This window comes from Polymorphospora rubra (assembly GCF_018324255.1).
GTDB classification, from domain to species: Bacteria; Actinomycetota; Actinomycetes; order Mycobacteriales; family Micromonosporaceae; genus Polymorphospora; species Polymorphospora rubra.
The window spans coordinates 6845784-6860351 of record NZ_AP023359.1; the positions used below are offsets into that span (position 1 = coordinate 6845784).

The following is a 14568-nucleotide window of genomic DNA, read 5'->3' on the forward strand; positions in this document are numbered from 1 at the left end:
TCCTCATCGGGATGGGCCGGGTCACGAGTCCGAACCTTCCAGGGCCAGCCGGACCAGGTCGGCCACGTCGAGTTCGTTGATCTCCAGCTGCGCCCCCGGATCCGGCACGGTCGCCGGGGCGGCAGTGGCCACCGGGGCGGCGAGCCGGAGCAGCGGGTCCAGCAGTCCGGCCCGGCGCAGTTCGTCGAGCGGGATGGCGGCCAGCACGGCGCGGACCGACTCCTCGTCGGCGCCCTGCGGACCGGCCCGGTCGTCGGCGGGCCCGGTGCGGAAGATCTCCCGGTCCAGGTGTTCGGCCAGCGCCGCCGGGGTGGGGTGGTCGAAGACCACGGTGGTGGGCAGCTCGTGGCCGGTCGCGGCGATGAGCAGGTTGCGCAGCTCCACGGCGGTCAGCGAATCGAAGCCGAGGTCCAGGAATCCCCGGTCGGTCTCGATGACGTCGGTGGTGGCGTGGCCGAGCACCTTGGCGGCGTCCACCCGGACCATCTCCAGCAGCGCCGCGCCCCGCTCGTCGGCGGGCAGGGCGCGCAGGCCGGCGAGCAGGTCCCGGGCAGCCGGCACGTCCGGCGCCGCCTCGGACCCGGCGGTCAGCGCGCGTACGGCGGGCAGTCCGGCCAGCAGCGGGCTCGGCCGCAGGGCGCTGAACAGCGGGTGGAACGTCGCCCAGTCGACGTCGGCGACGGTGACGCAGTTGTCGCCGAGGGCCAGGGCGCGGCCGAGCGCGGCGATCGCCAGGTCCGGCGGCATCACCCGCAGTCCGCGACGCCGCAGCTGTTCGGGGGCGTCGTCGGTGAACATGCCGGACTCGGTCCACGGTCCCCAGGCCACCGAGGTGGCCGGCAGTCCCCGGCCGCGTCGCCGCTCGGCGAGGGCGTCGAGGAAGGCGTTGCCGGCGGCGTACGCCCCCTGCCCGCCACTGCCCCAGGTCGCGGCGATCGACGAGAAGAGCACGAACGCGTCCAGGTCGACGCCGTCGAGCAGCTCGTCCAGGTGCTCGGCGCCGGCCGTCTTGGGGGCGATCACGTAGGCGAGGTCCTCCAGCGTGGACTCGGCCAGCGGCACCACCTCGCTGACCCCGGCCGCGTGCACCACGGCGCGCAGCGGGGGGCCGTCCCGGCCGATGTCGTCGAGAAGGCCGGCCATCGCGTCGCGGTCGGCGGCGTCGCAGGGCGCGACGAGGCACGGCACTCCCAGCGCCTCGATCTCGGCCCGCAGTTCGACGGCACCGGGGGTGTCGACGCCCCGGCGGCTGGTCAGCACGATCCGCTCGGCGCCACCGGCGGCGACCCAGCGGGCCACGTGGCCGCCGAGCGCGCCGACGCCGCCGGTGATCAGCACGGTGCCGCGCGGCTGCCACGGCCGCCCGTCGGCGCTCGCCGCGGCCGGCGCGAGCCGTCGGGCCAGGACGCCGTCCTCCCGGATGGCGAGCTGGTCCTCGCCGCCGCCCCCGGCGAGGATGCCGACCAGCCGCGTGGCGGCCGGGTCGTCGATGGTCGCCGGCAGGTCGACCAGCCCCGCCCAGCGGGTGGGCTGTTCCAGGGCCGCCACCCGGCCGAGTCCCCAGAGCATCGCCTGGCGGGGCGCGGTCGGCACGTCGGCGGTGCCGGTCGACACCGCGCCCCGGGTCACGGCCCAGAACCGGGCCGGCACGTCCAGGTCGGTGAGGAGCTGGAGCAGCAGCACGGTGGCGGCCACGCCACGGGTCAGCGCCGGATACTCCTCGTGCGGGGTGTCGTCCAACCCGAGGAAGGAGAGCAGCGAGACAGGCGTACCGGAGGGCACGTCGGCCGCCGCGTCCCGCAGCATCTCGACGAGCAGGTCCGGGTCGCCGTCGGTGTCCACCGGCAACGGGACGACGTCCGCGCCGAGACCCCGGGTCCAGGCGACCAGTTCGTCGGCCCGGCCGGCGGGTACGGCGACCAGCCAGCGCCCGGGCGCCCCGACGGCCGGCCGCGCGGCGACGGCCTCCCACGTCACGCGGTAGCGGGCACCGTCGACCAGCTCGCGTTGCCGGCCCCGCCGCCGCCAGGCGGACAGGGCGGGCAGCACGGCGGCGAACGGCTGGTCCCGGTCGACGTCGAGGTCCCGGGCCAGGGACTCCAGGTCCCCGGCCTCCACGGCCGCCCAGAACCGGCGGTCGACCTCCGTGGTCTCCGCGGCCTCCGGGCGCTCCCAGGAGACCGGCTGCGGCCAGAACCGCTGCCGGTCGAAGGCGTACGTCGGCAGGTCGACCCGCCGGGTGCCCGTGCCTGCGAAGAACCGGGCCCAGTCCGGGGAGACCCCGTGGGTGTGCAGCCCGGCAAGGGCCCGGAGCAGCGTCGCCGCCTCCGGGCGTTCCCGGCGCAGCACCGCCACGGTCAGCGGGGCGCGGGCCGGCGTACCCGTGCCGTCGGCCTCGAGGACGGCCTGGGTGAGGGTGGTGAGCACACTGTCCGGGCCGATCTCCACGAACCCCGTGACGCCCTGGTCGCGCAGGGTCCGTACGCCGTCGGCGAACCGGACGGCGTCCCGGACGTGCCGGACCCAGTAGCCGGGGGTGCCCAGTTCCGCCCCGGCGACCGTCCCGGTGAGGGTGGAGACGACGGGGATCCGCGGCGCCCGGTAGGCGAGGCCGGCGGCGACGGCGGCGAACCCGTCCAGCATCGGGTCCATCAGCGGGCTGTGGAAGGCGTGGCTGACCGGCAGCCGCTTCACGCGTACGCCACGGGCCCGCCACTCGTCGGCGACCTGGTCGACGACGTCGGCGACGCCGGAGACGACCGTGGCGGCGGGTCCGTTGACGGCGGCGACGGCGACCTGCCCGGTCCGGCCGGCCAACGACGCCTCGACGTCGGCCTCGCCGGCGGCGACGGAGAGCATGGCGCCGCCGGCCGGCAGGTCCTGCATGAGCCGGCCCCGGGCGGCGACCAGCTCGGCGGCGTCGGCGAGGTCGAACACCCCGGCGACGTGGGCGGCGGCGAGTTCGCCGATCGAGTGCCCGGCCACCAGGTCCGGAGCGACCCCCCAGCTCTCCAGCAAGCGGTACAGCGCCACCTCGACGGCGAAGAGGCCGGTCTGGGTGAACAGGGTCTGGTCGAGCAGTTTCGCCTCCGGCGTGCCGGGGTCGGCGAACAGGACCGGCCGCAGCGGCCGCGGCAGGTACGCGTCGAGGTGGGCGCAGACCTCGTCGAGCGCCTCGGCGAACGCCGGGGAGGCGGCGTACAGCTCGCGACCCATGCCGGCGCGTTGCGCGCCCTGACCGGAGAAGAGGAACGCGGTCCTGGACCGGGGTGCCACGGAACCGGTGACCAGGTGCGGCGAGGTGTCGCCGGCGGCGAGAGCGGCCAGCCCGGCACGCAGTGTCGCCGGGTCGGCGGCGAGCACCACGGCGCGGTGCTCCAGGGCGGCGCGGGTGACCACGGACGACCAGCCGGCATCGACCAGCGGCGGCGCGTCGGGGCCGGTCAGCTCGTCGGCCCACCGGGCGGCCTGCGCGGTCAGTGCGGGGCCGCTGCGGGCGGAGAGCAGCACCGGCACCACGGGCGGCGTGGCACCGGCGTCGGGCGCGGGCGGGACGGACGGTTCGGGCGCCTGCTCCAGGATGGTGTGCGCGTTGGTGCCGCTGATCCCGAAGGACGACACCGCGCCCCGCCGTGGCCGGTCGGTCGCCGGCCAGGCCCGGCCCTCGCGCAGCAGTTCCACCGCCCCGGCCGTCCAGTCGACCTCCCGGGTGGGTTCGTCGACGTGGAGGGTCTCCGGCAGGAACCCGTGCCGCAGCGCCAGCACCATCTTGATCACCCCGGCCACACCGGCGGCGGCCTGGGTGTGGCCGATGTTCGACTTCACCGAGCCGAGCAGCAGCGGCCGGTCCGCCGGCCGGTCCTGGCCGTACGTGGCGAGCAGCGCCTGCGCCTCGATCGGGTCGCCGAGGCGGGTGCCGGTGCCGTGCGCCTCGACCGCGTCCACGTCGGCCGGGCCGAGTCCCGCGCTGGCCAGGGCGTGCCGGATGACCCGCTGTTGGGCGGGGCCGTTGGGGGCGGTCAGGCCGTTGCTGGCGCCGTCCTGGTTGACCGCGCTGCCCCGGACCACCGCGAGGATCGGGTGGCCGTTGCGCTGGGCGTCGCTGAGCCGCTCGACCAGCAGCAGGCCCAGCCCTTCGCCCCAGCTGGTGCCGTCGGCGGCCGAGGCGAAGGCCTTGCACCGGCTGTCCGGGGCCAGGCCGCGCTGGCGGCTGAAGCCGACGAAGACGCCGGGGGTGGACATCACCGTGACCCCGCCGACCAGGGCGAGGTCGCACTCGCCGGCGCGCAGCGCCTGGCCGGCCCAGTGCAGCGCGACCAGCGACGACGAGCAGGCGGTGTCCACCGACACGGCCGGTCCCTCGAGCCCGAGCGTGTACGACACCCGTCCGGACAGGACGCTCGCGGCGTTGCCGGTCATCAGGTGGCCCTCGGCGCCCTCGGCGCTGAACATCAGGTTGCGGTAGTCCTGGTAGTTGGTGCCGATGAACACCCCGGTGGCGCTGCCCCGCAGGTCGAGCGGGTTGATCCCGGCCCGCTCGACCGTTTCCCAGGACGCCTCCAGCAACAGCCGCTGCTGCGGATCCATCGCGAGGGCCTCGCGGGGGCTGATGCCGAACAGGACGGGGTCGAAGTCGGCGACCCCGGGGACGAAGCCGCCCTCCCGGGCGTAGCTGGTGCCCTCGTTCTCCGGGTCGGCGTCGAAGAGCCGGTCGAGGTCCCAGCCCCGGTCGGTGGGGAACTCCCCGATCGCGTCGCCGCCGCCGGCGAGCAGTTGCCAGAACTGCTCCGGGGTGTCGGCACCGCCCGGGAACCGGCAGCTCATCGCGACGATGGCGAGCGGCTCGTCGGCCGCACCGGCGGGCCGGGCGACCGGCTCGGGTACCGCTACGGCGGCTGCCCCGGTGAGCAGCCCGTCGAGGTGGCCGGCGAGCAGGGTCGGGCTCGGGTAGTCGAAGGCGAGGGTGGCGGGCAGCCGCAGGTCGGTCGCGGCGGCGAGGAGGTTGCGCAGGTCGACCGCGGTCAGCGAGTCCAGGCCCAGCTCACGCAACGGCCGGTCGGCGGGGATGTCGGCGCCGCCGGCGTAGCCGAGCGCGGTCGCGGCGCACTCCCGGACCAGGTCCAGCAGTGCCGCGGCGCGTTCCGCGGGCGGCAACCCGGCAAGCCGCGACGCGGCCCCCGACGGTGCCGCGTCCCTGGTCGCCGGCTCGGCCGGCCGGCTGGCCGCCTCGCGTACCTCGGCCAGGTCGGCGAGCAGCGGGCTGGGCCGTACGACCGTGAACGCGCCGGCGAACCGGGGCCAGTCGACGTCGGCGACGACCGTGGTGGTGTCGCCGCGCAGCAGGGCCCGTTCGAGGGCCGTCACGGCCAGGTCGGGTGCCATCGCGACCATGCCGCCCCGGCGCAGCCGCTGCTGGGCGCGCTCGTTCTCGGCGGGCAGGCCGGCACCGCTCCACGCGCCCCAGGCCACCGACAGGGCCGGCCGGCCCGCCGACCGGCGCCGCTCGGCCAGGGCGTCGAGGTAGGCGTTCGCCGCCCCGTACCCGCCCTGTCCGGCGTTGCCGGAGGTGCCGGCGAAGGAGGAGAAGAGTACGAACGCGTCGAGGTCGAGATCGCGGGTCAGCTCGTCCAGGTGCGACGCGGCGACGCACTTGGGCGCGGCGACGGTGTGCAGCCGCTCGGGGGTGAGCGTGTCGACGATGCCGTCGTCGAGGACGGCGGCGGTGTGCAGCACGGCGGTCAGCGGGTGCTCGGCCGGCACCTCGGCCAGCAGTCGGGCCAGCTCGTCGCGGTCGGTGACGTCGCAGCGGGCCAGGGTGACCTGTGCGCCGAGGCCGCCCAGCTCGGCGGCGAGCGCGTCGGCGCCGGGCGCCTCGGGGCCGCGCCGGCTGGCCAGGACGACGTGTGCGGCGCCACGGCGGGCCGCCCAGCGTGCGACATGGCCACCGAGTCCCCCGGTGCCACCGGTGATCAGCACGGTCCCGCGCATCCGCCAGCCCTCGGCCGCTTCCGCGTCCGCCGCCTCGCCGGTGGGGCGGGCCCGGTCGGCGAGGCGGAGTTCGTGGGCGGGGATGCGGGTGAGGCGTCGGACGAGGACGCCGTGGTCGCGGATGGCGACCTGGTCCTCACCGGTGCCACCGAGTACGGCGCACAGCGCGGCGCCGGTCCGGTCGTCGAGGTCGGCGGGCAGGTCGATCAGGCCGCCCCAGCGTCCGGGGTGTTCCAGGGCGACCGCGCGGCCGAGCCCCCAGACGGCGGCCTGGGCGGGGCGGGGCGGCCCGTCGTCGGCGTGGACGGCGACGGCGTGGCGGGTGACGCACCACAGTGGCGCCTCCTCGCCGAGCAGGCCGAGGGCCTGCACCAGCGCGGCGGTGCCCCAGGTGGCGAGGGTGGTCGCCGGGTGTTCGGGGTGTGTCCGGTCGTCGACGGCGAGCAGGGACAGGACCAGGCTGGCGCCGCCGTCGGGACGGGCGGCGCGGAGCAAATCGGCCAGTGCCGGCACGTCGTCGGTCGTCTCGACCTCGACGGGTACGACGGTGGCGCCGACGGTGTCGAGCGAGCGGAGCACGCCGGTGACGAACGGGTCGTCGCGCCGGCCGGCGGGCAGGGGCACGAGCCAGGTGCCCTCGGGTCGGGGCAGGGGCAGGTCAGGCAGGGCCGTCCAGGCGATCCGGTAGCACCACCGGTCGACGTCGGGGGTGCCGGACGACTGCTCGGTGAGGAAGGTGGGTGCCGAGGGCCAGTACCGGCGGTGGTCGAACGCGTACGTCGGCAGCTCCGTCACCGCCGCCGGCGCCAACACCGCCGTCAAATCAACCGGCAGACCGACCGTGTACGCCGTCGCCAGGCTGGTCAACAACCGGGTCGGATCGTCCTCACCCCGACGCAACGTCCCCAACACATGCCCGGCAGTGTCCAGATCGTCCAGGATCGCGGTCACCGGCATCCCCAACACCGAATGCGGAGACACCTCCACAAACGTCGAATGCCCCGCCCGATCGCGACCCGGACCGCGGTGTCGAACAACACCGGCCGCCGCAGATTCTCATACCAGTAATCCGCACCCATCGACCCCGGATCCACCCAGTCACCGGTCAACGTCGACACCAACCGCACCCCACCGATCCGCGGCGCGACACCCGCCAGATCCGTCCGCAACTGCTCGGCGACCTGCTGCACCGCCGGCGAATGCGACGCATAATCCACCGGAATCACCCGGGCCCGCACACCGTCGGCCTGACACGCCGCGACCAGACCCGCGACCGGCCCCGGCGGACCCGACACCACCACCGTCGACGGGCCGTTCACCGCCGCCACACCCACGCCCGGGAACTGGTCCAGACGAGCCGACACCTGCTCGACCGACAGATCCACCGACGCCATCGCACCCGAACCCGCCAACACCGCCAACGCCCGCGACCGCAACGCCACCGTCTTCGCCGCATCCTCCAAACTCAGAATCCCCGCCACACACGCCGCCGCGATCTCACCCTGCGAATGCCCGATCACGGCACGCGGAACCACACCCGCCTGCTTCCACACCGCGGCCAGAGCAACCCCGACCGCGAACAACACCGGCTGGACCACCTCCACCCGCCCCAACCACGACTGGTCGTCACCGGTCAACACCGACACCAGATCCACATCCACCCACGGCGCCAACACCCGCTGACAATCAGCCAACACCTCGTCGAACACCGCACACGAACCAACCAGACCCGACGCCATCCCCACCGACTGCGCACCCTGACCCGGAAACACGAAAACCGGACCAGCACCACCATCGACCGCGACCCCGGACACCGCATTCCCCGCCGGCACACCACCGGCGACCGCGTCCAGCCCCGCCAGCAACTCCCCGACACCACCACCCACCACCACCGCCCGGTGATCGAACACCGACCGGGCCGACACCAACGACCACGCCACCTCCGCCGGATCCACCCCACCACGACCACGGACGAACTCCGCCAACCGGGCCGCCTGACCCGCCAGCGCACCCCTGGACCGCGCCGACACCGACCACAGCAGCGGACCGGAGACCAGCCCGGGCTCCGATCGCGACGCGGCGTCGCCCGGCTGGTCGGTCTCCGCCTCGGCGGCCGGCTCCTCGATGATCACGTGGGCGTTGGTGCCGGAGATGCCGAACGATGAGACGCCCGCCCGGCGGGGCCGGTCCACCGCCGGCCACGGCCGCCCCTCGGTCACCAGCTCCACGTCACCGGCCGACCAGTCGATGTGCGGGGACGGCTCGTCGACGTGCAGCGACGCCGGCACCAGGCCGTGCCGCATCGCCAGCACCACCTTGATCACCCCGGCCACCCCGGCCGCGGCCTGGGCATGGCCGATGTTCGACTTCACCGACCCCAACAGCAGCGGTTGGCCCACCGGCCGGTCCTGGCCGTACGTCGCCAGCAGCGCCTGCGCCTCGATCGGATCACCGAGAGTGGTGCCGGTGCCGTGCGCCTCCACCACGTCCACATCCGCCACCGACAACCGCGCCGACGCCAACGCCTGCCGGATCACCCGCTGCTGCGACGGGCCGTTCGGCGCCGTCAACCCGTTCGACGCACCGTCCTGGTTGACCGCACTACCCCGCACCACCGCGAGCACCCGGTGACCGTTACGCCGGGCGTCCGACAGCCGCTCCACCAGCAGCATGCCCACGCCCTCGGAGAAACCGGCCCCGTCCGCGGACGCGGCGAACGACTTGCACCGGCCGTCCGGGGAGAGGGCCCGCTGCCGGCTCGACCCGACGAACAGCCCCGGGGTGGCCATGACGGTCACCCCGCCGGCCAGCGCCAGGTCGCACTCGCCGGCCCGGAGCGCCTGGACGGCCAGGTGCAGTGCGACCAGCGACGAGGAGCACGCCGTGTCGATCGACACCGCCGGCCCCTCCAGGCCCAGGGTGTACGACACCCGACCCGACACGACCGCCGCCGCGCCGCCGGTCATCGAGTGCCCGTCGTCGCCGTCCGGCGACATCATCAGCAGGGTCCCGTAGTCCTGCCCGTTGGTGCCGACGAACACCCCGGTACGGCTGCCGCGCAGCGACGCCGGATCCATCCCGGCCGCCTCGATCGCCTCCCAGGACGTCTCGAGCAGCAGCCGCTGCTGCGGGTCCATGCTCAGCGCCTCGCGGGGCGAGATGCCGAAGAAGGCCGCGTCGAAGTCCACGGCGCCCTCGACGAACCCGCCCTCCCGCGCGTACGAGGTGCCGGGCCGGTCGGGGTCGGGGTCGTAGAGCCGGTCGAGGTCCCAGCCCCGGTCGTCCGGGAACGGGGTGACGGCGTCGCGGGCGTCGCGCAGCACCTCCCACAGCTCGTCGGGGTTGCTGATCCCTCCCGGCAGGCGACAACTCATCGCGACGATCGCGACCGGCTCCAGTTCCTGGGACTGCGCCTCGCTCAGCCGGCGGCGGGTGTCGTGGAGATCAGCCATTACCCGCTTGAGGTAGTCGCGCAGCTTGTCTTCATTGGCCATTGGATTGCCGCTTCCTCGCGGAGGTGTCGGGGAGGTCCGGGATCGGGAGGTCAGGAGATACCGAGGTCCCTGTCCACCATCGCGAACAGTTCGTCGTCGCTGGCGGTGTCGAGATGCCGGCCGAGGTAGCCGTCGGTGTCACCGCCGGTGTCCTGGCCGAGCCGGGTGAGCATGGCCTGCAGGCGTACGGCCGCGCGCATGCGGGCCCCCTCGTCGGCGACGATGACGTCGAGGCCGTCGGCGATCCGGTCGAGGTCGTCGAGCAGGACGGTGGGGCTGACGACGTCGTCCTGTGCCACCTCGGCGTAGAGGTATTCGGCCAGGGTGGTCGGCGTCGGATAGTCGAAGACCAAGGTCACCGGCAACGCCACCCCGGTGATGGTGCCGAGCCGGTTGCGCAGTTCGACCGCGGTGACCGAGTCGAAGCCCAGTTCCCGGAACGCCCGGTGGTCGTCGACCGCATCGGCGGACGGGTAGTTGAGCACCGAGGCGACCTGGCCGCGGACGAGGTCCAGCAGCACGGTGAGCCGATCCGCGGCGGGCAGGCCGGCCAGCCGCTCCTGGAGGCCGTTCGGGGAATCCCCGACGTCGGTGGTGACCTGCCGCTCGGAGGCCTGGAGGCGTCGTACGTCGGGCAGGTCGGCGATGAGGGGGGCGGACCGGGTCGCGGTGAACGCGACGTAGAACCGTTCCCAGGCGATGTCCGCGATGGTGAGGGCCGCGTCGCCGTGCTCCAGGGCCTGCTGGAGGGCTGAGATGGCCGCGTCCGGTGCCATCTCCGTCACGCCGTGGCGGTGCAGGACGTCGCCGAGCGGCCCGTCGGCCATGCCACCGCCCGCCCAGGCGCCCCAGGCGACCGAGATGGCCGGCAGCGCGAGGCCGCGCCGGTGCTGGGCCAGCGCGTCGAGGAACGCGTTGCTCGGGGCGTAGTTGCCGACGCCGGAGCTGGCGACGGTGCCGGCGAAGGAGGAGAACATGATGAACGCGGACAGGTCCAGGTCGAGGGTGAGCTCGTGCAGGTTGTGCGCCACCTCGACCTTGCCCCTGAGCACCCGCTCGATCTGGTCCAGGCGCAGGTCGTTGATCAGGGCGTCGTCGAGCACGGCCGCGGCGTGCACCACGACGGTCAGCGGGTGCTCGGCCGGGATCGAGTCGATCAGGTCGGCGAGGGCTTCCTGGTCGGCGGCGTCGCAGGCGGCGACGGTGACCTCGGCGCCCAGCGCGGCGAGTTCGGCGACCAGCTCGTCGGCGCCGGGGGCGGCCGGACCCCGGCGGCTGGCGATCACGATGTGCCGCATGCCGCTGCGGGCCAGCCACCGGGCGGCGTGTCCGCCCAGCGCGCCGGTGCCGCCGGTGACCAGCGCGGTGCCGGACGGCTCCCACCGGGCGGGGGGCTGGCTGTCGCCGAGCGGCACCCGGGTGAGCCGGCGGCCGAGCAGGCCGCTGGGGCGTACCGCGATCTGGTCCTCGCCACCGGCCGTGGTGAGCGCGGCGACGAACAGGTCGGCGCAGCGCTCGTCGACCTGCTCGGGCATGTCGAGCAGGCCGCCCCAGCGCTGCGGCTGCTCCAGCGCCGCGACCCGGCCGAAGCCCCAGACCATCGACTGCACCGGCGAGCGCAGCAGGTCGGTCCGGCCGACCGACACGGCGCCGGAGGTGACACTCCACATCGGAGTGTCCCGAAGCCCCAGGTCGCCCAGCGCCTGGAACAGCGCGACGGTCGCCGCGAAGCCGCCGGGCACGGCCGGGTGCAGCGGGTGGACCAGCTCGTCGAAGGCGAGCAGGGAGACCACCGCCGTCACCTCGGGCAGTTCGTCACCGGCCGCACCGGCGGCGCCGAGCGCCTCCCGTACCTGCTTGGCGAGCAGGTCGCGGTCGGCGTCTTCGGCCGCGACCGGCACCGGGACGACCGTGGCGCCGGCGGCGGCGATCGCCTCGACGCAGGCGTCCTGCCACGGTTCGATGATGTCGCCGGTCGGCATGACCACGACCCACCGGCCGGTCATCCCCCGGTTCTGTACGCCGGTGAGCGGCCGCCACGTGTCCTGGTAGCGCCAGCTGTCGATGGACGACCGGCGGCGGCGCTGCCGGCGCCACGAGGCGAGCACCGGCAACGCCGGCCGCAGCGCCTCGGCGACCTCGGCGCCGGGCAGCTGGTCGGTGGCGACCGAGTCGGCCAGCGCCGACAGGTCCTCGCGCTCCACCGCGCTCCAGAACGCCGCCTCGCCCGGTTCGGCGGTGACCTGGGTCAGCGTCTCCAGGTCGGCCCCGCCGACCCCGTCGAGCCAGTAGCGCTGGTGGTCGAAGGCGTACGTGGGCAGCGCGACGACCGGTGCGGGGGTGAGCACGGCGCGCAGGTCGACGGCGAGGCCGGCGACGTGCGCGCCGGCCAGGCTGGCCAGCAGCCGGACCCGGTCGTCCTCGCCGCGGCGCAGGGTGCCCAGCACCTGCCCGGTCGCGCCGGCGTCGTCGAGGATCGCGGTCAGCGGCATGCCGAGCGCCGGGTGCGGGGACACCTCCACGAAGGTGGTGTGCCCGGCCGCGACCGCCACCCGCACGGCCGGGTCGAAGAGGACCGGCTGCCGCAGGTTGTCGTACCAGTACTCCGCGCCCATCGACGACGGATCGACCCACTCCCCGGTCAGGGTGGACACCAGCCGGATCTCGCCGGCACGGGGCGTGATGTCGGCCAGTTCGGTCCGCAGCAGCTCGGCGACCTGCTGGACGGCCGCGGAGTGCGAGGCGTAGTCGACCGGGATCAGCCGGGCCCGCAGCCCGTCGGCCTGGCAGGCGTCGACGAGGTCGGCCACGGCGTGCGGCGGGCCCGAGACCACCACGGTCGCCGGACCGTTCACCGCGGCGACCCCGACGCCGGGGAAGGCGGCCAACCGGTCGGTGACCTGGTCGGCGGTGAGGTCGATCGAGGCCATGGTGCCGGTGCCGGCGAGCGCGGCGAGCGCCCGGGAGCGCAGCGCGACGGTCTTCGCGGCGTCGGCCAGGGTGAGGATGCCGGCGACGCAGGCGGCGGCGATCTCGCCCTGCGAGTGGCCGATCACCGCCTGCGGACCGACCCCCGCCGCGCGCCAGACGGCGGCGAGGGCGACGCCGACGGCGAACAGGACCGGCTGGACGACCTCGACGCGGTCCAGCCACGACTCGTCGTCGCCGGTGAGCACCCCGACGAGGTCGACGTCGAGGTGCGGGGCGAGCGCCGCCTGGCAGCGCGCGAGGGCGTCGTCGAAGACGGGGCACGCGCCGACGAGGCCGGCCGCCATCCGGGCGGACTGGGCGCCCTGGCCGGGGAACACGAACACCGGGCCGGTGCCGTCGGTGCCGGCCACGCCGGACACCAGGTTGCCGGCGGGTACGCCCTCGGCGAGCGCGTCCAGGCCGGCCAGCAGCTCGTCGATCCCGGTGCCGACGACCGCCGCGCGGTGGTCGAAGGTGGACCGGGTGGTCGCGAGCGACCAGGCCGCCGGCGTCGGGTCCGCGCCGTGCTCGCGGACGTACCCGGCCAGCCGGGCGGCCTGCGCGGTCAGCGCACCACGCGACCGGGCGGACAGCGGCCAGAGCACCGGCCCGGCCGGCAGCAGCCCCGGGATGGCGTCGGCGGTGCCGGCGGCGTCGACCGTCGCCGTCTCGTCGGGGTCGGCCGGCGCAGCGTCGGCGTCGGTGGCCGGCTGCGGCCGGTACTCCTCGAGGATGACGTGGGCGTTGGTGCCGCTGACCCCGAACGACGAGACGCCGCCGCGGCGCGGCCGGCCGGTCTCCGGCCAGGGCATCCGCTCGGTCAGCAGGGACACCGCACCGGCCGACCAGTCGACCTCCCCAGACGGCTCGTCGACGTGCAGGGTCTCCGGCATGACGCCGTGCCGCAGCGCCATCACCATCTTGACCAGCCCCGCGACCCCGGCGGCGCTCTGGGTGTGGCCGATGTTCGACTTGACCGAGCCCAGCCGGAGCGGCCGGTCCCCGGGCCGGTCCTGCCCGTAGGTGGCGAGCAGCGCCTGCGCCTCGATCGGGTCGCCCAGGCGGGTGCCGGTGCCGTGCGCCTCGACCATGTCGACGTCGGCGGCGGAGAGCCGGGCATTGGCCAGGGCCTGGCGGATGACCCGCTGCTGGGCCGGGCCGTTCGGGGCGGTCAGCCCGTTGGAGGCACCGTCCTGGTTGAGCGCGCTGCCCCGGATCACGGCGAGCACCGGGTGGCCGTTGCGGAGCGCGTCGTCGAGCCGTTCCACGAGCAGCACGCCACCGCCCTCGCCCCAACCGGTGCCGTCCGCGGCGGCGGCGAACGCCTTGCACCGGCCGTCCACGGACATGCCGCGCTGCCGGGAGAAGACCACGAACACGCCGGGGGTGACCATGACGGTGACGCCGCCGGCGATGGCCAGGTCGCACTCGCGGCGGCGCAGCGCGGTCGCCGCGAGGTGCAGGGCGACCAGGGACGACGAGCAGGCGGTGTCGACGGTGACCGCCGGGCCGTTCAGGCCGAGGGTGAACGAGATGCGGCCCGACGCCACGCTGGTGGTGTTGCCGGTGCCGATGTACATGTCGACGCCCTCGGGCACGTTCGGCACGCCCATGCCGTAGTTGGAGGTGCTCAGCCCGACGAAGACACCGGTCTGGCTGCCGCGCAACGACAGCGGGTCGATGCCGGCCCGTTCAACCGCCTCCCAGGAGGTCTCCATCAGCAGCCGCTGCTGCGGATCCATGGCCAGCGCCTCGCGGGGCGAGATGCCGAACAGGGTCGGGTCGAACGCCCCGGCGTCGTCGAGGAACCCACCGACCCTGGTGTAGGACTTGCCGGGCTTGTTGGGGTCCGGGTCGTAGAGCGCCTCCAGGTCCCAGCCCCGGTCGGCGGGGAACTCGGTGAGCGCGTCGCGACTGTTGTCGACCACGTCCCACAGATCCTCAGGCGAGTCCACCCCGCCCGGGAAGCGGCAGCTCATCGACACGATGGCGAGCGGTTCGGTGTCCCGGGCCTCGACGGTCTGCAGACGACGGCGGGTGTCGTGCAGATCGGCGGTCACCCGCTTGAGGAAGTACCGCAGCTTGTCGTCGCTCATCGGGTGGCACCTTCCGCGAT

General features: G+C 74.9%; 3 protein-coding genes. All 3 read right to left on the reverse strand.

The window, feature by feature from the left end; genetic code table 11:
* Window positions 1–21 precede the first annotated feature (21 nt).
* Genes Prubr_RS30610 through Prubr_RS30620 form a run of 3 tightly spaced genes read right to left on the reverse strand, consistent with a single transcriptional unit; the run spans window position 22 to window position 14548 of the window.
* Window positions 22–6939: a type I polyketide synthase gene (locus tag Prubr_RS30610; RefSeq protein WP_246567863.1), complete on the reverse strand. Its 6918-nt coding sequence runs from the start codon at window positions 6937–6939 to the stop codon at window positions 22–24.
* Window positions 6936–9536: a type I polyketide synthase gene (locus Prubr_RS30615; protein WP_425518073.1), complete on the reverse strand. Its 2601-nt coding sequence runs from the start codon at window positions 9534–9536 to the stop codon at window positions 6936–6938. Before Prubr_RS30615 ends, Prubr_RS30610 begins: the two co-directional genes overlap by 4 nt.
* Entirely contained in the window at window positions 9533–14548 is a 5016-nt protein-coding gene (locus Prubr_RS30620; RefSeq protein WP_212818397.1) for a type I polyketide synthase, read from the reverse strand. The genes Prubr_RS30615 and Prubr_RS30620 overlap by 4 nt, the downstream gene beginning before the upstream one ends.
* Window positions 14549–14568: the final 20 nt, after the last annotated feature.